The organism is Lysinibacillus sp. FSL P2-0066 (genome assembly GCF_037969495.1).
GTDB classification, from domain to species: domain Bacteria; phylum Bacillota; class Bacilli; order Bacillales_A; family Planococcaceae; genus Lysinibacillus; species Lysinibacillus boronitolerans.
Genome location: NZ_CP150202.1, coordinates 2,869,554 through 2,890,888 on the forward strand (window position 1 = coordinate 2,869,554; position 21,335 = coordinate 2,890,888).

Annotated in this window: 23 protein-coding genes; 10 read left to right on the forward strand and 13 right to left on the reverse strand. The window is 37.2% G+C overall.

Annotated elements, in window-relative coordinates:
* Nucleotides 1–25 precede the first annotated feature (25 nt).
* From MKZ14_RS14355 to MKZ14_RS14370, 4 genes are all read left to right on the forward strand, one after another.
* Complete coding sequence (locus MKZ14_RS14355) at nt 26–1,360, forward strand: hemolysin family protein (RefSeq protein WP_036076200.1); 1,335 nt, start codon at nt 26–28, stop codon at nt 1,358–1,360.
* Nucleotides 1,361–1,443: 83 nt separating this feature from the next.
* Nucleotides 1,444–1,848, forward strand: a complete 405-nt coding sequence (locus MKZ14_RS14360) for a hypothetical protein (RefSeq protein ID WP_004227282.1) — start codon at nt 1,444–1,446, stop codon at nt 1,846–1,848.
* Nucleotides 1,849–1,989: 141 nt separating this feature from the next.
* Nucleotides 1,990–2,439 carry a helix-turn-helix transcriptional regulator gene (locus MKZ14_RS14365; protein ID WP_016993495.1) on the forward strand — a complete coding sequence of 150 codons (450 nt, stop codon included), beginning with the start codon at nt 1,990–1,992 and terminating at the stop codon, nt 2,437–2,439.
* A 255-nt stretch (nt 2,440–2,694) separates the two neighbouring features.
* The gene (locus tag MKZ14_RS14370; RefSeq protein ID WP_333005815.1) at nt 2,695–3,429 is read left to right on the forward strand and encodes a metallophosphoesterase; all 735 of its coding nucleotides are present in this window, start codon (nt 2,695–2,697) and stop codon (nt 3,427–3,429) included.
* 53 nt (nt 3,430–3,482) lie between these two features.
* Here the strand turns inward: MKZ14_RS14370 and cyoE are convergent, their stop codons facing one another.
* The 5 genes from cyoE to MKZ14_RS14395 all read right to left on the reverse strand — a co-directional run bounded on the left by cyoE (nt 3,483) and on the right by MKZ14_RS14395 (nt 7,413).
* Entirely contained in the window at nt 3,483–4,433 is a 951-nt protein-coding gene (gene cyoE / locus MKZ14_RS14375; protein WP_016993497.1) for a heme o synthase, read from the reverse strand.
* A 311-nt stretch (nt 4,434–4,744) separates the two neighbouring features.
* Nucleotides 4,745–5,398, reverse strand: a complete 654-nt coding sequence (locus MKZ14_RS14380) for an esterase (protein WP_339280161.1) — start codon at nt 5,396–5,398, stop codon at nt 4,745–4,747.
* A 38-nt stretch (nt 5,399–5,436) separates the two neighbouring features.
* Entirely contained in the window at nt 5,437–5,994 is a 558-nt protein-coding gene (locus tag MKZ14_RS14385) for a hypothetical protein (RefSeq protein ID WP_016993499.1), read from the reverse strand.
* A 137-nt stretch (nt 5,995–6,131) separates the two neighbouring features.
* Nucleotides 6,132–6,833 (reverse strand): O-linked GlcNAc transferase, encoded by a 702-nt coding sequence (locus tag MKZ14_RS14390; protein ID WP_016993500.1) that lies wholly within the window; start codon nt 6,831–6,833, stop codon nt 6,132–6,134.
* Between the two features lie 100 nt (nt 6,834–6,933).
* Complete coding sequence (locus MKZ14_RS14395) at nt 6,934–7,413, reverse strand: thioredoxin family protein (protein WP_016993501.1); 480 nt, start codon at nt 7,411–7,413, stop codon at nt 6,934–6,936.
* Nucleotides 7,414–7,608: 195 nt separating this feature from the next.
* On the opposite strand from MKZ14_RS14395, the gene MKZ14_RS14400 reads away from it, so the two are divergent.
* Both MKZ14_RS14400 and MKZ14_RS14405 read left to right on the forward strand, forming a co-directional pair.
* Nucleotides 7,609–9,903, forward strand: coding sequence for a YhgE/Pip domain-containing protein (locus MKZ14_RS14400; RefSeq protein WP_339280162.1), 2,295 nt, complete (start codon nt 7,609–7,611; stop codon nt 9,901–9,903).
* Nucleotides 9,904–9,982: 79 nt separating this feature from the next.
* The gene (locus MKZ14_RS14405) at nt 9,983–10,495 is read left to right on the forward strand and encodes a PCYCGC motif-containing (lipo)protein (RefSeq protein WP_016993502.1); all 513 of its coding nucleotides are present in this window, start codon (nt 9,983–9,985) and stop codon (nt 10,493–10,495) included.
* Between the two features lie 32 nt (nt 10,496–10,527).
* On the opposite strand, the gene MKZ14_RS14410 is transcribed toward MKZ14_RS14405, so the two are convergent.
* The 3 genes from MKZ14_RS14410 to MKZ14_RS14420 form a co-directional block, all read right to left on the reverse strand.
* The gene (locus MKZ14_RS14410; protein ID WP_312126962.1) at nt 10,528–10,845 is read right to left on the reverse strand and encodes a hypothetical protein; all 318 of its coding nucleotides are present in this window, start codon (nt 10,843–10,845) and stop codon (nt 10,528–10,530) included.
* Nucleotides 10,846–10,989: 144 nt separating this feature from the next.
* On the reverse strand, nt 10,990–12,042 hold the full coding sequence (locus MKZ14_RS14415; RefSeq protein ID WP_339280163.1) for a hypothetical protein: 1,053 nt from the start codon (nt 12,040–12,042) through the stop codon (nt 10,990–10,992).
* Between the two features lie 274 nt (nt 12,043–12,316).
* Entirely contained in the window at nt 12,317–12,853 is a 537-nt protein-coding gene (locus MKZ14_RS14420; protein ID WP_339280164.1) for a hydrolase, read from the reverse strand.
* Nucleotides 12,854–13,247: 394 nt separating this feature from the next.
* Here MKZ14_RS14420 and serC point away from each other — a divergent pair, with 394 nt between their 5' ends.
* Nucleotides 13,248–14,336, forward strand: coding sequence for a 3-phosphoserine/phosphohydroxythreonine transaminase (gene serC / locus MKZ14_RS14425; RefSeq protein WP_333005803.1), 1,089 nt, complete (start codon nt 13,248–13,250; stop codon nt 14,334–14,336).
* Between the two features lie 279 nt (nt 14,337–14,615).
* Nucleotides 14,616–14,999: a hypothetical protein gene (locus MKZ14_RS14430; RefSeq protein WP_016993505.1), complete on the forward strand. Its 384-nt coding sequence runs from the start codon at nt 14,616–14,618 to the stop codon at nt 14,997–14,999.
* Between the two features lie 50 nt (nt 15,000–15,049).
* Here the strand turns inward: MKZ14_RS14430 and MKZ14_RS14435 are convergent, their stop codons facing one another.
* Genes MKZ14_RS14435 through MKZ14_RS14445 form a run of 3 tightly spaced genes read right to left on the reverse strand, consistent with a single transcriptional unit; the run spans nt 15,050 to nt 17,098 of the window.
* Nucleotides 15,050–15,478 (reverse strand): Fur family transcriptional regulator, encoded by a 429-nt coding sequence (locus tag MKZ14_RS14435; protein ID WP_004227247.1) that lies wholly within the window; start codon nt 15,476–15,478, stop codon nt 15,050–15,052.
* Entirely contained in the window at nt 15,475–16,338 is an 864-nt protein-coding gene (locus tag MKZ14_RS14440; RefSeq protein WP_016993506.1) for a metal ABC transporter permease, read from the reverse strand. Before MKZ14_RS14440 ends, MKZ14_RS14435 begins: the two co-directional genes overlap by 4 nt.
* 13 nt (nt 16,339–16,351) lie before the next feature.
* The gene (locus MKZ14_RS14445) at nt 16,352–17,098 is read right to left on the reverse strand and encodes an ABC transporter ATP-binding protein (protein WP_036076215.1); all 747 of its coding nucleotides are present in this window, start codon (nt 17,096–17,098) and stop codon (nt 16,352–16,354) included.
* 167 nt (nt 17,099–17,265) lie between these two features.
* On the opposite strand from MKZ14_RS14445, the gene MKZ14_RS14450 reads away from it, so the two are divergent.
* A complete protein-coding gene (locus MKZ14_RS14450) occupies nt 17,266–17,502 on the forward strand; it encodes a Nif11 family protein (RefSeq protein WP_004227236.1) in 237 nt (78 codons plus the stop codon).
* 44 nt (nt 17,503–17,546) lie between these two features.
* Here MKZ14_RS14450 and MKZ14_RS14455 read toward each other — a convergent pair whose 3' ends face one another.
* Both MKZ14_RS14455 and MKZ14_RS14460 read right to left on the reverse strand, forming a co-directional pair.
* Nucleotides 17,547–18,440, reverse strand: a complete 894-nt coding sequence (locus MKZ14_RS14455; protein ID WP_016993508.1) for a deoxyribonuclease IV — start codon at nt 18,438–18,440, stop codon at nt 17,547–17,549.
* A gap of 12 nt (nt 18,441–18,452) precedes the next feature.
* Nucleotides 18,453–19,754 carry a DEAD/DEAH box helicase gene (locus MKZ14_RS14460; protein ID WP_016993509.1) on the reverse strand — a complete coding sequence of 434 codons (1,302 nt, stop codon included), beginning with the start codon at nt 19,752–19,754 and terminating at the stop codon, nt 18,453–18,455.
* A gap of 293 nt (nt 19,755–20,047) precedes the next feature.
* Here MKZ14_RS14460 and MKZ14_RS14465 point away from each other — a divergent pair, with 293 nt between their 5' ends.
* Nucleotides 20,048–21,103, forward strand: a complete 1,056-nt coding sequence (locus MKZ14_RS14465; RefSeq protein ID WP_036076217.1) for a 2,3-butanediol dehydrogenase — start codon at nt 20,048–20,050, stop codon at nt 21,101–21,103.
* Nucleotides 21,104–21,335: the final 232 nt, after the last annotated feature.

Consider the following 21,335-nt stretch of genomic DNA (forward strand, 5'->3'; position numbering starts at 1 on the left):
CGTTCTGTTTTTACAGAACGACTATTTGGAGACCATAATAAACCTATCGATTTTTACCATTTTATTAGCTTTAACAGGCTTTTTCGTGGCAACAGAATTTGCCATTGTAAAAGTACGTTCCTCAAGACTCGATCAGCTGGTGGCTGAAGGCAATAAAAAAGCAATTGCTGCTAAACATGTTGTTCAACACTTAGACGAATACTTATCAGCCTGTCAATTAGGAATTACTGTAACCGCTCTTGGTATCGGGATGGTTGGTGAAAAAACTTTTGAATTTATGCTTCACCCGCTATTCGAAATGATCGGCATTTCTGATAAATATATGACGATTTTTACAATTGGAACAGCCTTTGCCATCGCTACGTTTTTACATGTAGTGGTCGGCGAATTAGCCCCAAAAACAGCTGCCATTCAAAAAGCTGAATCCATTACACTTCTTTTCGCAAAACCGATTATGTTTTTCTATAAGATCATGTATCCATTTATTTGGTTCTTGAACGGTTCTGCACGCGTGTTAGTTGGCATATTCGGTATGAAACCTGCTAGCGAACATGAGCTATCTCATACAGAGGAAGAATTGCGTTTATTACTGTCTGAAAGCTTTAAAAGTGGTGAAATCAATAAATCTGAGCTCAAATATGTCAATAACGTCTTTGAATTTGACGAACGTATTGCTCGTGAAATCATGGTTCCCCGAACAGAAATTGTTGGAATTGAACAAAATGAATCTTTTACAAACATTATTCATTACATCGCTGCTGAAAAATATACGCGTTACCCGATCTATGATGGGGACCGAGATAATATACTAGGTTTCATCAATGCGAAAGAACTATTAACGCACGGTTTACTTGAACAACTTACAGACGACTCTTTAGTTCTAGAAGATTTCATTAATCCTGTCATTCGAGTAATTGAAACAATTCCAATTCAAGAATTACTTGTACGCATGCAAAAGGAACGTATCCATATGGCCATCCTAATGGATGAATATGGTGGTACATCTGGTCTTGTAACGGTTGAAGATATTTTAGAAGAAATTGTTGGTGAAATACGAGATGAATTTGATGATGATGAAATTGCGGATATTCGAAAAATTACAGATCATCATTATTTATTAAATGCAAAAATGCTTGTGGAAGATGTGGAAAATCTATTAAACATTACACTAGATGCTGAGGAAGTGGAAACATTAGGTGGTTGGTTCTTAACTGTGAATAACGGCATTAAAGCATCAAAAAATATTGAGCTGGGCTCCTATATCTTTAGCATCTATGAGCAGCAAGGTCATCAAATTCATTATATCGAGGTTCGTCCTCTTCGAAAAAGTCTACCTCTCCAAACAGAGGTTCAATCGTAAAGGCAAGAAACCTTATTCCATTATTAGCCATTTCACTATATAATGATAGAGAAAAATGATTTTAGTTGCAGGGGGCCATATACATGACATTATTTAAGCTATATCATTCAGATGGTATTCACATTATTACTGATGTAAAAAAACACAAAACAAATATTGAGTTAAAAACAATCACGGGGGAAGTTCTATTTATTATCGTGGTCACAGATGAAAATTACACAGTCTACGATGATCGTTTTGCAGGAGCTTCCAAGCAATTAAATTCAGTTGAAGCTTTCGATATTGATGGGAGTTTTCGTAGTTTAGATTTCGATAATATGCGCTCTCTATTTAAAGAATCATTTACAAAGCTATTACAAGAGATTGCTGTGTGTGTTAAAAATAAAGAGGAGCTTGTGGATATTGATACACTTCGCCATAAAGTAAGCGCTCAGATTAAAGGCATCCACTTCAGGGTGATCTCTGATACGAAAAAATATGAAATCTAACATGAAACAGACTGTCCACTATGGGCAGTCTGTTTCAATTTAACACGACGATCTCTTCCCTTTCCCAAGTTGAAAGAAAAACACGCTTCTTTACTTTCATGTATAATGGAACTTAACAATCTGAAAATAAGGGGTGTTAGGATGAATCGTGAACAATTAATCACACTCGTTTCAGAAAAGCTGAAATTAATCCGTACAGAAAAAGCTTTCACACAGGATCAAATGAGTGATTTACTAGGATTATCAAAAAAAACACTTGTCCAAATTGAAAAAGGCCGTATACTAGCTGGCTGGACAACCACTGTTACAGTTTGCACATTGTGCCGAGACAGTACGATATTACAGCATGAACTTGGTGGTGATCCATTAGAGGTTGTGGATTTAATCGCGAATAATGGAACATTGCAGCCAAAAGAGAAAACAATGGGTGGATACATATGGTGGAAAAACATTCAGGAATATGGTGGTTTTCGGCTACAGCAAAACGTCATCAGTCAGCATTATCGCATATTAGACAGCAATAATTTTCGCCTAATTTCAACATTTGATGAACAAATAGCAAAGCAAGCATGGGAAAAACTACAGCTATAATTTTTCAATCAAACAGTAGGAGCATTGCTATTTGCTTCTGCTGTGTTTCCCTTTCCCTTCCTCTCATAAGTCATCCTCTCTAGACAAATGAATAAAGATATAAAATCACCTATCATATGATAAAAAGAGTAGTATGAGAATTGTTTCTTTCAAAGTCCTATGAAAAAGGCCAGAAGAAGCTGGAAAAGTCGAAATTTGTAGAATAATTCTCTATACTTAAGGGTAAAGCTGTACTATTAGAAAGGATGCTCGTAAATGAACCGAATACTAGCAATAAGTGACATACATGGAGAATTAGGGCTACTAGAAGAATTATTATTAAAAGTAAACTATGACCCAATGAACGACCAGCTTTTTCTTCTTGGTGATTATATTGATAGAGGGCCCTCTTCTAGTGGTGTGTTAAATTTAGTGAGTGAACTACAGGCAAAGGGTGCTCGCGTTTTGCTAGGTAATCATGAGGCGATCATGCTCAATGCATGCCGTTCAGGTCTTGCAAAACCATGGAACCATTGGGTAGGGCTTTGTGGTGGTGAGGCAACATTAGCAAGCTATGGCTATCAATTGGAAGACTTTGAGGAAGCTATCGAAAGTAATACTCTGCCTAGCTTTATTAAAACGCTCCCTAAGCTCGAAGAACATTTACAGTTACTTGAGACGTTTGAAATATATATTGAATTAGAAGATGCTATTTTCGTTCATGGTGGCGTTGTACCAGGTGTTACAATAGCCGAAACTGACCCCATGCGCTTACTTTGGATTCGCGAGGAATTTCACGCAGGCTATCAAGGGGAAAAAACAATAATCTTCGGCCATACCCCTACCTTTAACCTACATCATAATCCAACTGATTATCGTGTTTATTTCGGAGAAAATAATATTATTGGCATTGACGGTGGAGCAGTGTTTGGCGGACAGTTACATGCATTCGAGTGGCCAAGTCGTCAAATCGTTTCAGTCGAAAATAAAAAACCAACAAGTAACGAGTAAACTTGTTGGTTTTATTTTCGTCATTGTAATTTTTAAATAAATAAAGAGGAAAATTAATAAAGCTTAAAGATTACTCCTACGAGAGAGTACACAATGACTGTTGAGAATAGTATCGTCATATGGAATAGTGAAAAAACAAACATTTTGGTAGCCCATTTTACTTGATCTGTATTACTATGATAGCCATAAATACTCATCACCAGCCAAGCAACGCTTAAGATTAATGCCACAAGCATGATCCCTACACTTAACGAGCCAAATAAGAAGCTTGATAGAATCAATAGTATTAAATAGAAGTTGGTTTGATAATACGTTCGACGCATCCCTTTGATAACTGGTAGCATGGGCACACTGGCTGCTTCATAGTCTACACGTTTGCGAATGGCAATCGCATAGAAATGTGGCATTTGCCAAATGACCATCACAAAAAATAATCCAAGTATCGCTGGGTGTGTAATATCTGTAGATACAGCAGACCAACCGATTAATGGTGGTACCGCACCACTTATACTACCGATTTCTGTATTATAAATCGTACGACGCTTTGTCCACATTGTATATGGGACTACATATAGGAATACCCCTAATAAACCAAATGCCGCTGCTAAAGGTGACGCAAGTGCCAACACAGCTACTCCAATAATTAACATTACGACAGCTAATGATAAAGTCGATTTCGCTGACATTTCACCTGTTACAGTTGGTCGGCTTTGTGTACGAGGCATAATCGCATCAATATCACGATCATAGACATTATTAAAGGCCCCTGCAGCTCCAATGACAAGGGCGGAACCGATTGTTGAAAAAATGATTTCAGGTATATTGTCTACAAACGTCATTTTATTTTTGTACATGCCTAGCGTTAAACCAGCCCACATAGGTATTAAATTGGATTTGATAATCCCTGTCTTGACGGTTTGCGCTAAAATAGAAGAACGTGATGACTTCCCTCTTGTTTTTTCGGAGGCTAGTGGTTTATGCTCCGTTTTCAGATTTTGTTCCATTCAGCTTAATTCCTTTTCTCCATAATTTCTACACGCTTCCATCGATAGAAAGCGACAAAATTTGCATCTAGCACATCAAATTATTATTTTACCCCTTTTAGATCTGTTCTGTCTCTCTTTTCACATAAAGTACATGTTTTATCTAACAAAGCACGCTCATTCACAACATCTTCTATGATACCACCGACTGACGTGAAATTGAACCTTCTTGCCTCGATTCTTCCAATCACTATTGGAGAAAAATAATTTGATAATAGGTCATATTACAGTACCCAAAAAAACCGAGACAAATTTTTGCCTCGGATTTCCTTTTATTGAATTTCTTCCTGTAGTTGCTGTGCTAAAAATGCCACTAGATCACGAAGATTGTCAGGTGTTACACCATGTCCATCTGGGTATTGCTTAAAGGTCACCTTAGCACCAAATTGTTCAAAGATCTCTTTACTTTCCATACCCCATTGAGAAGGTATTACATAATCATAATCGCCGTGCGATATAAAAGCATGTAAATGTTCTACAGAGCGAATAGCATATTCCTCTGTCACAAACTTTGGCATATAACCACTTAATGCAACAATCCCTGTCACTAAATTCCCCATGACAAAGGCAAGTGATTGTGCTAAAACCGCGCCTTGGCTAAAGCCTAAAACAAATACTTTATGAGGATCAATTTGATATTCATCGATGGCCTCTAATATAAATCGTTGCAATGCTACCAACACTTTATCGAAGATAGCGCGATCTGGTTGCCCTACGTCTTGAATAGTAAAAAAAGCATAGCCAGGATGTTGCGTAATTGGCCCTCGTAAACTAAATATATGACATTGCTCTTGAAAATCCTGCACTAATTGTGGTAAATCATCCTCATTACTGCCCATGCCATGAAGCAAAAAAAGAGCGGGGTATTTCTTCGTAGGGTCCATATTTGTTGGTTGTGTATGGTTAAAAGTAAATGGTGTATTCATTCAATCAAATTCCTTTCGCGTAAAGCTTCGTAACAAAATCAGCATAATTTTGTTCTATTAATTAATCCATCTGTATGGTAGGCAATATAGCCATTAACAATTCGTATCGTTTCTTGAGGGTCTGCGTCAAAGAGTATTTTTGATTGCTCTGGCGTGGAAACAAGCACGGTTAATAAATCCATGCGCATGGAATGCCCAGCAGAGCTATAGGCATAATCGTAAATAATCGCTTCCTCTGTCATCTCTTCCGACTCATATTGCTGATGGAATAAATCCTTTGCAGCATCCAATTGCTCTGCTACTTGTTGACGAATTCGCATCTGATGCATTAATAATTCCTCTTCAAGAGCTGATGGCTTTAGCCACTCTTTAGCTCGAAGCATTTTTAGAAATTCTTGCTCCCAAGCCTGTTCATTCTCAGTAAAATAAAGCATATTAATCATCAACATGTCCCAAAAGTCTACAGATGTTGAAGCTGATTGTCGCTGCATGGCAATCGTTTCCTTAAAATGCTCTTCCACTTTTGTAATATTCATATTGCGAACTAAATGGTTACATACGTTTTCTATAAACTTATTTGCCACTTCTTGTGCCATAAAAAATCCGTCCTTTATATCAACAAATCAATTTCTTTCTTATCATACCATGATTGTGAAATATGGCAACGAACCTCGCTCACTAGATTTTTAAGTAAAAAGGATGACTCCATTTACTTTGGAGACATCCAATTATCTTATGAGAAAACATAGCTATCCATATTGTCGATTGTATTTTGAATAGCAGCTTTCAACGATTTTTGCTCTTCACCACAAGAAGCTAGCGCATCCTCCAATGTCAGTGCAGCATTCGCTATAAATGGAGCCATTTGCAAATCTTTTGCCAATTGAATAAGTACGAGGGCTCTATTCCATTTCCAACGAGGATTTGTTGGATCTAGCTGAATCGCTTGCTCCAAATAACCGAGGGCATCAAATGGCATCCAGCCAAAGCGGTGCATCGTCTGCCCTGTTATCCCCCAGTAGACAGCCTTATTTGGGTTTTCCTTTACTGCTTGCTGAAAACAGTGAACACTTTCATTGTAATGATGTGCGAATAAGAACAGCTCTCCTTGTGTAAAAAAGGATTGCGCTTTGTCAGCTGATGTTCCAGTTTTTGCGACTTCCTCCAATTGCTGAATACGCATCGCAAATGCCTCTTCATCTTTTATTGCTCGTATTTCTACAACTAGATCTGATTCTGGATAGCTTTCATCAGCTCGTTCCACATGCTGTACTTCGATATGAGCAGTTGGCTTTGGATAACGATCATATTCATATTCTTCTAATAATCGAATATATTTTTGTGCCAATGCTTTGTCCTCTTCGTTTGTCACCTGCTTCGCTAATTCATAGCATTTCATCAGTTCACCATTATAAAAATAATCATCCATTGACATTTATATTTCCTCCAGTGTACAACTATTCAGTATTTTTAGTATACACTACAAAAACAAAAGAGACCGTATCTAAATAATTTTGATACAGTCTCTTACTTTTCTATTTATTTAACACAACCGTATTTAAGAACGTTCGTAAATCTTCTTCTTTAAGAGCTCCTACAAAGCGATTTACTTCTTTACCATCTTCGAAACGAATGAATGTTGGTGTTGCCTTAATATTATATTTTTCCCATAGATCATCGTATTCATAGACATTCAATTGAGCAATATCAACACCAAGCTCATCGGCCATTGGCATTAATACTGGTGTAAATGCTTGACAGTGTACACAGATTGGACTGAAGAAGTAAGCATTAACCGGTTCGCCCGCTTTAATTTTAGCTTCTAGTTCGTCTGGTAACATAATGTTTTGATAGTTTTCATCATCCAATTGATCAATTGTTTCTTGTTTTAGCTTTTTATCGCCATAAGGGTTGTTTGCGCTTTCTAATTTACTTTTGTTTGAGATGTTGGTAAGCACAATAATTGCTGCAAATAAAACAACAATCACTGAACCAATAATTAATAGTTTTTTCACTAAAGCAGTGACCTCCTTTTTTACACTAAAAGCCCTAGTTTTAGTGCATTCGCGATTGATTATAAATTGTTTTGAAAACCTAGTAAACTAATTCGCCTTTAAATGAAGATATTTCACATTTATAACATAATTTTAAGTATATTTGGGAACATACATAATGAGAGTTCATGCAAATTTGAATGTGGGGTGATTATGATGAAAAACTCGTTCCAGCATGTTTTTCAAATTTATACAAAAGATATCCGTAATATTGTTACAAACTGGGTCGTAGCTGTTATTATAGGTGGACTAATTTTTCTTCCTTCTCTTTATGCCTGGCTAAATATTTATGCCTCTATGGACCCTTACGCCCACACCTCTAATATGAAAATCGCAATTGTCAATGAAGATACGGGAACCACCGTAAGAGATGAAGCAATTAATGTCGGGAATGAGGTTATTGAGACTTTACGTACGAATAAAAGCTTTACTTGGGTGCTACAGACTGAAAAGGAAGCTAAGGAGCATTTGAAAAATGGTGATTACTTTGCAGTCATTGTCATTCCAAATGATTTTTCGCAAAAACTAACATCCATTCTTACCGATCAACCAACGAAGGCGCATATTGATTATTATGTAAACGAAAAAAAGAATCCTATTGCCCCTAAAATTACAAGTAAAGGAGCGAGCGTACTTACACAGCAAGTTTCCAATGAATTTGTATCGACCGTCAATGGGACACTTTTTTCGATTTTTAATACAATTGGCATTGAAATGGAACGTGACATTCCTGATTTCCGCAAATTCGAAAATTATGTTTTTACTATAGAACAACATTTACCTGATATTAATTCATTTTTAACTCAAGCTTCTACTCAAGGAAAAGAGGCAAATCAATTACTTAATCAGGCGCTGACACAAGTTCCGCAGGTGGAACAACTAACAACAGATGGTTTAACAACCATTCAGAAGGGTTTACATTTAGTGAATGAAGCAGATGCTTTATTTAATGAACTATCTCCTGTCATCAAAAAGGATGTCACAACTGTCCAAAATATTGCCCAACATTTTACAGATATCATCAATAAGCTCAATAACATAAATTTTGACCCTGCCTCTATTACACAAACGAAAGAGGCACTTAAAAATCAATTGTCTACTTCCAAAGACAGCATAACCAATAGTATTCAGACGCTGGAGGCACTGCAAAAATTAATTCAGGCAGATGCTTCGACTCGTAAGCAATTAGAAGACTCTTTAACAACCATTATCGGTTCTTTGCAGGAAAGTAATGCGGAAGCGAATCAGCCAATCATTGAACAGCTTACAGCCATTCGCGAAGCCTTGGAGCATCCTCCAAACTTCATTGATTCAACGTCAAATGCGCTTAACTCATTACAACAATTACAGACTCTACATGACGATTTACTAAATAAAATGGATCAATTAAAGCCCATTGATAAAGATGTCATTAAGCAGGATATTACAGCTATACAACAAATCGCACAAAATGCTACAGCTAACTTACAAAAATTCTTATCCTACTATAAGGAAAGTCTAGAGCCACAAATTCGTTCCACCCTATCGAGCGCGAAACAAACTTTAACTAACGCTTCTGCCATGCTGACAAAGGTAAAACAATTCATACCTCAGGCAACAGATAAATTGACACAGGCCAAAAACACGCTAGGAACAGCGAATCATGCTATTCAAAAGATACAAACTGAATTTCCAACTTTAAGTGCTAAAATCAAAGAATTAGCGAATAAGCTACGAACGTTAGAAGAAGAAGCAGATATAGCAGAGATTGTGCAATTACTAAAAAATGATGTCAATGCCGAACGTGATTTCTTTGAGGAGCCTATTAAATTGAAGGAACATCGCGTATTCCCTATTGCGAACTACGGAACAGCCATGACACCGTTTTACACAGTACTATCTATTTGGGTAGGCTGTCTATTATTAATTTCATTATTGTCTGTGAATCTTCATGGAGATACGCCATATAGTATTCGAGAAATTTACTTTGGTCGACTCTTAACCTTTGCAACTTTTTCATTTATTCAAACCCTTATTATTACCATTGGAGATATTTTCTTAGTAGACGGCTCCATTCAAGCACCTGCCTACTTTATCTTATTTGGACTTTTCATTAGTCTCGTATTTATAACAGTTGTCTATACACTCGTAGCCGTCTTCGGTAATGTAGGAAAAGCATTAGCGATTGTGATGCTTGTGTTACAAATTGCAGGTTCTGGTGGAACCTATCCTGTCGAGTTATTACCAAGGTTCTTCCAACTAATCAATCCATTTTTACCTTTTACGTATGCGATTGAAATGATGCGTGAAGCAGTCGGTGGAATTATCTGGTCAACTGTCTGGATGGACCTCATCTTCCTATTAGGTTTCTGGTTCATTTTTATCCTGTTCGGATTCTTCTTAAAAAAATTATTGAGCGAGAAAATGGAACATTTCATGAACAAAACACGTGGATTAGATATATTTCACTGATTTTCAACGTTGTGCCTGTAAATGTTTAAGAAAACGATGTTATAATGGAAGCATTGTAAACATGTAGGAGGCGCTATTTTTGAAGAAATCGATTACTATTTTTGTTGTATTGGCGTTACTGTTATTAAGTGCTTGTGGAGAAAATAAGAACAGTGCTGAAACCACTCCTAAAGCAAATGATGCTTCACATGAAGGCCATGACCATGCGGAGGCATCTGGTGATATCCAAGAGGAAACTGCTTCTGCTGATGTCCTACCGACCTTTTTAGAGGGCAAACAAGAAAATATTCGCTTGGTCTATCAAATAGCTGGACAATCGACAGAGATTCTTGAATGGATGCCGTGCTACTGCGGCTGTGGTGAATCTGCTGGCCATAAAAGTAATTTAAATTGCTTTATTCAGGAAAAACGTGAGGATGGTTCGATTGTTTGGGATGATCATGGGACACGCTGTTTAGTGTGCTTAGAGATTGCTGTCCAATCGGCACAACTGCACAAAGAAGGCAAGAGCTTAAAAGAAATTCGTCAGTTCATCGATGACACGTATAAAGAGGGCTATGCAAAACCAACACCAACGGACATGCCTGCATAAAAAAGCAAAGTCGCACATTCGCGACTTTGCTTTTATTGTTTCAGTTGATTTTTCTTTCGTTTACGAAGGATGATAAACAATATGACTGCGATGACAAGGATGAGCCCAACAAATTCTGCAATTAAAACATAGGATATGTCGCCTTTTTTCGCTACTTTCCCATCTTCCTTATCAGCATTTTGATTTACGGCTACAACAAATTGCCCTTCTTTTGTTTCAATCGCAGCATCTGCCTGTGAATTCGTCTCCTTCAAGTAAGTAAAAAAGTCACCTTTTACAGAAGTATTTTCTAATGAATGAATCCATAATAAAGGCTCTTTAAGCTGCCAGAAATTTTTGGTTATAAACACATATTGGCCAATTGCCTCAGGTAAAAACCCTTGTGAGATAAGCTGCTCAGATGTATGAGGTCAGCATCCAAACGCAATAAAAAATAAGTAGGTATTTGTAAGAGTAAAATAAGGATGGTTCCATAGACAAAAATAGCTCTATTTCTAGTCATTGTTGTGTGCATTTTTTACCTCCCTTTCGGCTAATAGTGGTAGCAAATTATCAAAACTATGCGTTGACCTTTTATCAACATAACCTGTTGTAGGGTCCTTTAAGTTTTCCATTTTCTCAATAAACTCCTGTGCTATTTGCTGTTCGTCTATTGCAAGCATATATCGCGCTGCCATGGCGTAAACAGCTGGTGACTCATAGTCAACAGTTGGTTGATTCGTTTGAGGATTATAACGACCATATAATTTATTGTCTCTTTTCAGAAGGTTTAATAGCCAGTCTTTAAATACTGCAGTGTCCCCATCGATAGAGGCAAGATGATAAGCTGTATATAATTGATCAATCATGTGTAATTCTTTGTCAAATACATATTTTTCAGTGGTAATATCATAATATTTTGGAAAAAACCCTGCGTTAGCTCGTGGCACATTTTGTATAATAGCTAACTGATGTTGGACTTGCTGTTGGGATAAAAGACCGTTTTCTTCCATCTCATGAAAAGCTGAAGGCATGATATAGCTAATCGTTAGCGTATTGGCTTTGTTATGACTGTCAACATCGACAAAGTCAACAAACAGTTCTTCATTCATTCCATACCGAACTAAGTTTTCTCCAATTTTTTTACCCAATTGTAAGTAAGTTGAATCTTGCCACTTTTCACCTGCTGACAGTAAAACACGAATGATTCGCAAATCATCAATTAATGCATTAACAGAAGCCTTTCTAGTCCCCTCTATACGCCAGACAATAAAATCATTTGCTAAAAAGTATGATTTCATAACATTTATCTGCTCATTAAAACGAACCTGATCATCTTTTTCTAATAAATACGCCAACCATAACCCTACCGACTCTGATAAAAATATGTCCTTTTGGTTTGTTAAATCTGTCCTTAATAGTCCCTTATCATTCAGTAAATCTTCGATAACAAATTGTTCCGTTGATGAAAGAGGAGCTTTTTCTACTTTTACTTCTTTACCTGTACAACTGATTGAAAGAAAAACTACACTCACGATTAACAGCCACCATCTAACATTTCTTATCATCGTCATCATCCTCATTAATAGTTATTTCCCTATAATGAATCCCGGTTTTTTATTATAGTATACAACATTTAGAATGGCTAAGTTTTTATATGAGTAATGTCACACTTTATGCAGATTTAATAAAAAAAGATGCTTAGACAAGGTCTATTGACCCATCAAACATCTACTGTTTTTTATATAAAATCAATATATTTTTATACATTTCTATTGAAAGCAAAATTGTTATTACATTGAATGGAATACACAGACCAATTGTTTCAATTTTAGCTTCATGTCACTTAACAAGCTTCAAAATGGTTTTAAAATGTTCATGATCTGCACGTTGTAATAGCTCATACAAGATCATTTCGGTGCTAGTTGGATAAATACCAAGGGCATTCATCTTCATAAGCCCAATTTCTTTATTTGCCTTTGTTCGAGAAGATACGGCGTCTACAACAACCTCTACTTCAAATCCTTGTTCTTTCAGTTGTCTAGCCGTTTGATACACACAAATATGTGTTTCGATACCTGTGACAATGAATTGAGAACGTCCATTTTCCTTCATCGCTTCTACAAATGCCTCTTCTTGGCACGCACTAAAGGCCATTTTGGCAATAGGTTGCCCTTGTAAATGCTGTGCAATATCAAGTGCCGTTCCACCTAATCGACTTGGATTTTGTTCTAGCCACAAAATAGGTACTTCGAGTGCCTGCATCGCTTGTACTAGCTTTGCTACATTTTCAATTACCGTTTCACTGTCATCAACTATTGTTGCTAACTTTCCTTGCACATCTACAACTACTAAACAAGCTTTCTCTACAGTAAACATCCTGAACACCTCTTTTTCTTTTCTTAATAATATTATACAAAAACTTGCTTACCTCTCGTAAAGTAATAAGGAACTTTCCCTAACAATCGATTGGATAGTTTTGCTTTAGCCTGTCCGTTTCACGCTTCTACCAAGGAAATATTTACAAGCAAAAACACGAACAATATCATTTTTATTGCAATGAAAAATATTTAATATACGGAAAATATAACTTAATTTCAAAAATACCCTTCTGTTTGTTCGTTTTTAATGAAAAATACCTGCTTAAATGTGTACATTTTGTTGCGAGCCTGTCGCCATTCTGCTCAAATATTAAGAATTTTATTTTTCCTCTTGAAAATTAGGTTATAATCCAGTAAAGTTCTGTTATTAACCAAACAAGGAGTGTACCACTTTGACACAACGTGCATACAATTTCAACGCAGGTCCATCTGCTCTACCACAAGAAGTATTAGAAAATGCTCAACAGCAATTAGTAAACTTCCGTGATTCAGGTATGTCCATTATGGAAATGAGTCACCGAAGTGCCATTTTCGATGAAGTACATAATGAAGCTATTACTTTATTAAAAAAACTTTATGCTATTCCAGAAAACTATGAGGTACTATTCTTACAGGGTGGAGCAAGCCTTCAGTTTACAATGGTGCCTATGAACTTCTTAACAACTGAGCAAAAAGCTAGCTATGTATTATCAGGCTCATGGTCTGAGAAAGCTTTTAAGGAAGCTAAATTATTTGGGACACCTGTTGAAGCTGCAAGCACAAAAGAAAACCAATACCGCAATATTCCTGCTTTAGAAGATATTCAATTCAATGAAGATGATGCATATGTTCACATCACATCCAATAATACGATATATGGTACACAATGGAAAAATTTCCCTAGCACAGGAAATGTTCCATTAGTGGCGGATATGTCAAGTGACATCCTATCAAAACCAGTGGATATTGAAAAATTCGGTATCATCTATGCAGGAGCTCAAAAAAACCTTGGCCCTTCAGGTGTAACGGTCGTGATTATTCGCAAAGATTTACTTGAAAAAGCAAATAAAAATATACCAACGATGTTAAAGTATACAACACATGCTGATAGTAATTCCCTTTATAATACACCTCCGACATTCGGGATCTATATGCTCGGCGAGGTATTAAAATGGGTAGAAGCTAAAGGCGGCGTAGCAGCAATTGAAAAACATAATGAATTAAAGGCAAAAGTGATTTATGATGCCATTGACAATAGTAATGGTTTCTACAAAGGCCATGCCACACCTGAAAGCCGTTCTTTAATGAACATTACATTCCGTGTTGCAGATGAGGAGCTGGAAAAACAATTCCTTGCAGAGGCAAAGGCAGCAGGTTTTGTTGGGCTAAATGGACATCGTTCTGTTGGCGGCTGTCGTGCTTCCACTTATAATGCAGTGCCACTTGAGGCTTGCGAAGCTTTACGAGATTTCATGGTAAATTTCCAACAAAAACATCAATAAACTTCTATTTAAAAGATGAGTCTTTCCATTTCGGTAAAGACTCATCTTTTTTTCGCGCTTGTCGAAGGAAATAAGAAATCTATCCCCATACAATTAGCTTGATTAGATGTTTATAGCAATATTTCAGCTTAGGGCTTTACACATTGCAAAAGTTTTTGAGAAAAATATAGATTTTTAAGCTGCCTATCGGACATATCGCCAGTCTCTGGCTATGCACCAAACATAGATTATTACTGTAAGGGTTACCTTTACGAAACTAGAAGAAGGGAGGTCTAGGCAATGGAAGATAAAAGATATATGTCACATATGAACTGGCAAGGCTGTAAATGTCCTAAAAAAGAGGAAAAATGCTGTCAACGTAAAGTTGAAAAATGTCATTGCCAAAAAGAGGAAAAATGCCATTGTAAAAAAGAAGAAAAATGTACACCAAGAATGAGCAGCCACTGTAGAGGCTGTATTTGCCACCAATTAAGAAAATTAGAGCTAGCTACTACACTAGATATCTTCTTATCTGGAGGTGTTAGCTTCTTAGGTGTGACTTTCATTTCCCTCGATCCAAGAAATTGCTGTGCATACTTCCTTGAGCCAGGTGCAGCTGCTGCTTCTCCTTTAATCGTAGATTGCAATAAAATTGTTGCGATTCGTCGAGTGGCTGTAGCTTAATTAATATAGAGGGTAGCCTTATACAGGTACCCGAAAAAACGCTGTCATATTTAATGTGACAGCGTTTCATGCTTACAATCCGGGCATTTACCATATATTTCAAACTTATGATTTTCAATTTCATAATCAGGTAATTTTTCACCTAACATTTCCATTGGACAAAGATTAAGCTCTTTGACGTTGCCACAATCCATACATATAAAATGATGGTGATGATGTGCAGATTCACAGTGCATACGGAAATTACGTTCCCCTGATAGCTCTGTTTCTTCTAATATCCCAAGTTTCACAAAAGTAGCAAGGTTACGATAAATGGTATCAAAACTCATTCCCGGAAAATCCTTTTTTAGAACATCCAATAAATCACGGGCTGTTAGATATTTATCTGTTGCTGCAAACATATCTAATATTAACTCCCGTTTATCTGTTTTTTTATAGCCATTTTCCTTTAATATTTCCCACGCTCTTGAAATATTCATTGCGCTACCTCCCCCTGCTTTGCAGCCATTTTAAATGCTACTTTCTTTCCTAGGATTACAAGTAACAAAATCAAAATAGAAGTGACAACAATTGTGCCTCCCGGTGCTAAATCCATATAAAATGCACTAATTAGACCAATTAGTACAGCAGTTTCTCCAAAAACAATAGCATAAATGATGGTTTGCTTAAAGCCCTTTGCCAAGCGCATTGCTGCTGCGACAGGTAATGTCATCAGAGATGATACAAGTAAAATACCTACTATGCGCATACTTGCCGCAATGACAAGCGCAGTCACAATCATAAATAAAAGATGAACCCAACGAGCTGGAAGTCCACTAGCTTTTGCATATTCCTCATCAAAAGACAAAACAAATAATTCTTTAAAAAATAAAAACAAAAAAATAATTACAATGGCAGCAATTCCGATCACCACCCATAAATCTTGACGAGATACAGCAGAAACCGAGCCAAACAAATAACTCATTAAATCTGTGCTAAAGCCACTGGCAAGTGAGATAAAGATGGCGCTAATCCCAATACCACCTGACATAATGATTGGAATGGCAAGCTCCTCATAGTGCTTATATAAACGTCTTAAACGCTCAATCAAAATAGAGCCACTAACAGAGGCTAGTATACCTAAATAAATAGGATTGAGCATTGCTAAGGCTGATACAGATTGACTGATGTATAAACTCCCAGCGATTCCAGCGAGTGTTACATGTGACAAAGCATCGGCAATCAAGGACAGCCTACGTACAACAATAAACACCCCCAGCAGTGGTGCAAGTATGCCAATTAATAATCCAGAGAAAAAGGCATTTTGTAAAAATTCATAATGTAAAATTGCTTCAATCATGTGCCTACTCCTTCTAATGAATCTTTCTCACGGAATGGCCATACCAAGCATCTAGCGCGTCCTGAGAAATATTATCAAATTCATTTTTATAGCCGTGGAAGTGAATGGTTTGATTTAAACATGCCACATGACTAATACGATTTGATACCGTATCGACATCGTGTGTGACAAGAATCATCGTAATTCCTTGTTCCCGATTTAATTTCGCCAGCATATCATAAAATGACTGCACGTTCTCGTGATCAATGCCGACAGTTGGCTCATCTAAAATGAGCAGTTTGGGATCACTGACTAAAGCTCTTGCAATAAAAACACGTTGTTGTTGTCCACCAGATAATTCTCCAATATTGCGATTCATATAAGCATCCATGCCAACTGCCTTTAAAGCTTCTTGAACTTTGTCTTTGGCGTCTCGGCCAGGTCTTTTAAAAAGCCCTAATTTTTTTGTTAATCCACTTTTCACGACCTCTTGCACGGTTGCTGGGAACCCAGAATTAAAGGCATTGGATTTTTGTGAGACATAGCCAATCCATTCACGGTGCTTAAAGTTTGCGCTTGTTTCACCAAATAGCTTTATTTCACCGGATAAAGGTTTCAACAAACCTAAAATAATTTTTAATAATGTTGATTTTCCCGAACCATTTGGACCGAGAAGTGCTAAAAAATCTCCCTCTTCTACACGAAAAGAAATGTTTTTTAAAACTTGCGTATAGTCATATTGAAATGACACATTTTCAATGTCAATAAGTGTTGTTTTCATGCATGATCGCTTCTTTCTAATTCAAAATCATTACGATTTACAAATTGTAAGTATAAAGGAAAGTGCAGTTTTTGTAAAGAAAAGAAGATGGATGCTTTTTCGAATAGGCTGATGGCAAGTGTGTAAATGATTTCGTGAAAATAAAATGGGATAAAGGAGGATTGACTTTGAGTATTCAATTTTTACAGCAATTAGCACAAAGCACGGATAAGGAAATTGTCGCGATTGCTCGTGAAGAAGGTTTTAGCATTACGACTTCTGAAGTAAAAAAACTTCGACCTTATTTGGAGCAATTCTCATTTTCTTGGCTATTTTTAGGTATTCCTAAAGATATTCTTGTTGAAGTGGAAGCTGTTTTAGGGAGAAAGCGCTCTCGCCAACTGATTGCCTTGTTTACAAAATAAAAAAAGCCCGAAATCAGAACCAGCCTGATTTCGGGTTAGTTATATTAGCCCTTTAAAGCTTCAATATGCTCAGGCTTAAATGTACCGTTTCGTAACATATCGATTTCCACTTTATACGGAGCTACCTTAGATTTAGCGTCACTAGTGAGAGGGACAAACGGTGTCTCTAAAATTTTAGGAACATCCATTAATTGTGGATGGTGTACTACATAGTTGAGGGCATCAAAGCCAATATGACCAAAGCCAATATTTTCGTGGCGATCCTTACCTGCACCACGCACATTTTTGGAGTCATTGATATGCAATACTTTAATGCGTTCCACACCTATTATTTTATCAAATTCGTTTAATACCCCATCAAAATCTTCCACAATATTATAGCCAGCATCATGTGTATGACAAGTATCAAAGCATACAGAAAGTCGCTCGTTATTTGTTACACCATCAATAATTTTAGCAAGCTCTTCAAAGGAACGTCCACATTCTGTCCCCTTCCCTGCCATGGTTTCTAATGCAATTTGAACGGGATAGTCTTGAGATAAAACCTCATTTAAACCTTCAATAATTTTAGCAATACCAGCATCAGCACCAGCTCCTACATGGGCACCAGGATGTAACACAATTTGCGTTGCCTCCAGTGCTGCAGTACGTTCAATTTCCGATTGTAGGAAATCTACACCGAGACGGAATGTTTCTGGTTTTTCTGTATTGCCAATATTAATAATATAAGGTGCATGTACAACAATATTGGTCATACCATGCTCTTTCATATGCAGGAGTCCATTCATGATGTTTAAGTCAGCAATGGCTTTGCGACGCGTATTTTGCGGTGCTCCAGTATAAATCATAAATGTATTGGCTCCGTATGACAGTGCCTCTTTACTAGAGCCAAGTAGCATTTCTTTCCCGCTCATCGAAACATGTGAGCCAAGTAACATGTTAAAGCCCCCTTATTTTTTACCTCGTGCTTTTAAGCGACGTTCACGTTTTTTAATTTTTTCCATTTCCCACTTCATATTACGTTTGTAGCCAGGTTTTACCTTTTTAGGCTTACGTACCAACGCTTTTGCTTTCACATCAATTTCATTTTCTTGCTTCACACGATTTTTACGTGCATGACGCTCTTTTAACTCTGTCCATTCGCCATCTTTTACATCTTTTTGTACAAAAGGAATGCCCATTTTTTCTACGCGAACTACTGCATCCTCGTCTGATGGCTCAAATAATGTAATGGCTGTCCCTTTATTGCCTGCACGCGCTGTTCGACCAACACGGTGAATAAAGAATTCTAAGTCTTCTGGAATCTCGTAGTTAATAACATGAGAAATGCCTTGGATATCAATACCACGAGCAGCTAAGTCAGTTGCTACAATGTATTGGTAGTCAAGCTCACGGATTTGCTTCATCATTTTTTTACGATCACGTGGACTTAAGTCACCATGAATTTGACCACAACGGATACCATGCTCATTTAAGTAGCCAGCAACGTGTTCTGCTGTTTTACGTGTGTTGGTAAAGATAACAGCTAAAAAGGGATTAATGCCCTCAATGACTTCTAATAAACGTTTATTACGCGATTTTGAGCGCACTGGTACAAGCACAAAATCGATGCCTTCTGCCACTGGTCGTTTATCATTCATATGGACGTGCACTGGCGCTTCCATATATTTCTTTAAAAATGGCTGAAGTTTTTCTGGAATTGTTGCAGAAAAAACATACATTTCAAGCTTTTCTGGCATCTGTGAAGCAAATCCATCAATCTCTTCAATGAAGCCCATATCAAAAGCTAGATCCGCTTCATCAACAACTAAGATTGGTGCTGTATGCACAAATAACGCTTGTGCTGAAACAAGGTCACGAATACGTCCTGGTGTTCCAACAACAATTTGTGGCTGTGTTTTTAATTTATCAATGGAGCGTTGTTTGTCCGTACCCCCAATAAATAGTTTTGCTTGAATCGCAGTTCCTTCTATTAATTGATTTAATGCATCAAAAATTTGTTGTGCTAACTCTCGAGTAGGAGAAGTAATAACAGCCTGTACTTCCTGTTTTTCTACATCAATACGTTGAACAATCGGGATTAAAAAACTATGTGTTTTCCCTGTTCCTGTATGTGCCTGTCCAATAGCACTTTTTCCTTTTAATAAAAGCGGAATAATTTCTTTTTGAATTGGTGTCGGTTCTGTAAAGCCTAGATTTGCAATGGCGTCCTGCAAAAATGGCTGAAAATTATAATCAGTATATTTTGACATCATTCGTTCCTCCTAACATCTTTTTCATTGTACCATGATTCGAACTTTAAGGTATATTTACGTTCTATTTCTTACTAGCATAAACATATTTTTAATGTTTTATTATCACCGTAACAAAGCCCTTATCAAAGGTACTTGAAATACGCAGAATATGCAATCAAAAAAGCGCTGCAACAATGTTCGAAAACGCTTGTAATATGTAATTTTTATGTCAATTTATAGGGAACTAATGATTAGCAGATTTCCCACATGTTATGATAGAGCTGTAATATATTATGGGAGGTTGGTAGATTATGAAAGCAGCAAGATGGTATAAAGCAAAAGACATCCGTGTAGAAAACATTGAAGAACCAGTCATCGCACCTGGAAAAGTAAAAATTAAAGTACATTGGACAGGGATTTGTGGCAGTGATTTACATGAATACGCAGCTGGGCCAATCTTTATTCCAGTGGAGCAACCTCACTATGTAAGTAAAGACATCGCACCCATTGTGATGGGACATGAATTTTCAGGAGAAGTAGTTGAAATTGGCGATGGTGTAACATCTGTTCAAATAGGAGATCCTGTAGTAGTAGAACCAATCCTTGCATGTGGCGAATGTGCTGCTTGTAAAAAAGGTAAATATAATATTTGTAAACATTTAGGTTTCCACGGTCTTTCAGGCGGTGGCGGAGGATTCTCCGAATATACAATGGTAGATGAAAAAATGGTTCACAAAATGCCAGAAGGGCTTTCTTATGAGCAAGGAGCACTTGTAGAACCAGCGGCAGTCGCTTTACATGCCGTGCGTCAAAGTAAATTAAAAGCCGGTGACAAAGCTGCCGTCTTTGGAACAGGACCAATCGGGCTTCTTGTTATTGAAGCATTACGTGCAGCAGGCGCAGCAGAAATCTATGCTGTAGAGCTTTCAGCAGAGCGTGCCGCAAAAGCTTTAGAACTTGGTGCAACAGCCGTCATTAACCCTAAAGAGGAAGATGCCGTTGTGCGTCTGCATGAATTAACAAATGGTGGTGTAGATGTTGCCTTTGAAGTAACGGGCGTTCCTGTGGTTTTACAACAAGCTATTGACTCAACAACTTTTGAAGGTGAAACAATCATCGTGTCGATTTGGGAGTCTACAGCTGCTATCCAACCGAACAATATCGTTCTATCAGAGCGAACAGTCAAAGGAATTATTGCCTACCGCGATATTTTCCCAGCCGTAATGGAGCTGATGACCCAAGGTTACTTCCCTGCAGACAAGCTTGTTACGAAACGAATTGCTCTTGATGAAGTGGTAACAGAAGGCTTTGAGGCATTAATGAAGGAACGTAATCATATTAAAATTCTTGTAAATTCACAAGCATAAAATAGCATCCATAACGCCTCAGTGTAATGGTGTCCAGATTTTTTGAGCTTGCTTAAAAAGCCCCTCTTCAAAATCTGTGCCATCAGTAGTGGGCTTTTATCTTAATCCAGTCAGTGTTTGAACACCAGCTGAATCAAGAGAAAGAAAACGTCGAGTAATTGCTCGGCGTTTTTTTTAAGGTTCACTTGTGGCACAATTTTTTGGACTACATATAATACGTTCACAAGCAAAA

Bases quoted from the DNA above. Each gene is read 5' to 3' on its own strand.
- MKZ14_RS14360 (WP_004227282.1), top strand. From the start codon at position 1,444: ATGACATTATTTAAGCTATATCATTCAGATGGTATTCACATTATTACT.
- MKZ14_RS14365 (WP_016993495.1), top strand. From the start codon at position 1,990: ATGAATCGTGAACAATTAATCACACTCGTTTCAGAAAAGCTGAAATTA.
- MKZ14_RS14370 (WP_333005815.1), top strand. From the start codon at position 2,695: ATGAACCGAATACTAGCAATAAGTGACATACATGGAGAATTAGGGCTA.
- cyoE (WP_016993497.1), bottom strand. From the start codon at position 4,433: ATGGAACAAAATCTGAAAACGGAGCATAAACCACTAGCCTCCGAAAAA.
- MKZ14_RS14380 (WP_339280161.1), bottom strand. From the start codon at position 5,398: ATGAATACACCATTTACTTTTAACCATACACAACCAACAAATATGGAC.
- MKZ14_RS14385 (WP_016993499.1), bottom strand. From the start codon at position 5,994: ATGGCACAAGAAGTGGCAAATAAGTTTATAGAAAACGTATGTAACCAT.
- MKZ14_RS14390 (WP_016993500.1), bottom strand. From the start codon at position 6,833: ATGTCAATGGATGATTATTTTTATAATGGTGAACTGATGAAATGCTAT.
- MKZ14_RS14400 (WP_339280162.1), top strand. From the start codon at position 7,609: ATGAAAAACTCGTTCCAGCATGTTTTTCAAATTTATACAAAAGATATC.
- MKZ14_RS14415 (WP_339280163.1), bottom strand. From the start codon at position 12,042: ATGATAAGAAATGTTAGATGGTGGCTGTTAATCGTGAGTGTAGTTTTT.
- MKZ14_RS14420 (WP_339280164.1), bottom strand. From the start codon at position 12,853: ATGTTTACTGTAGAGAAAGCTTGTTTAGTAGTTGTAGATGTGCAAGGA.
- MKZ14_RS14430 (WP_016993505.1), top strand. From the start codon at position 14,616: ATGGAAGATAAAAGATATATGTCACATATGAACTGGCAAGGCTGTAAA.
- MKZ14_RS14435 (WP_004227247.1), bottom strand. From the start codon at position 15,478: ATGAATATTTCAAGAGCGTGGGAAATATTAAAGGAAAATGGCTATAAA.
- MKZ14_RS14440 (WP_016993506.1), bottom strand. From the start codon at position 16,338: ATGATTGAAGCAATTTTACATTATGAATTTTTACAAAATGCCTTTTTC.
- MKZ14_RS14445 (WP_036076215.1), bottom strand. From the start codon at position 17,098: ATGAAAACAACACTTATTGACATTGAAAATGTGTCATTTCAATATGAC.
- MKZ14_RS14455 (WP_016993508.1), bottom strand. From the start codon at position 18,440: ATGTTACTTGGCTCACATGTTTCGATGAGCGGGAAAGAAATGCTACTT.
- MKZ14_RS14460 (WP_016993509.1), bottom strand. From the start codon at position 19,754: ATGTCAAAATATACTGATTATAATTTTCAGCCATTTTTGCAGGACGCC.
- MKZ14_RS14465 (WP_036076217.1), top strand. From the start codon at position 20,048: ATGAAAGCAGCAAGATGGTATAAAGCAAAAGACATCCGTGTAGAAAAC.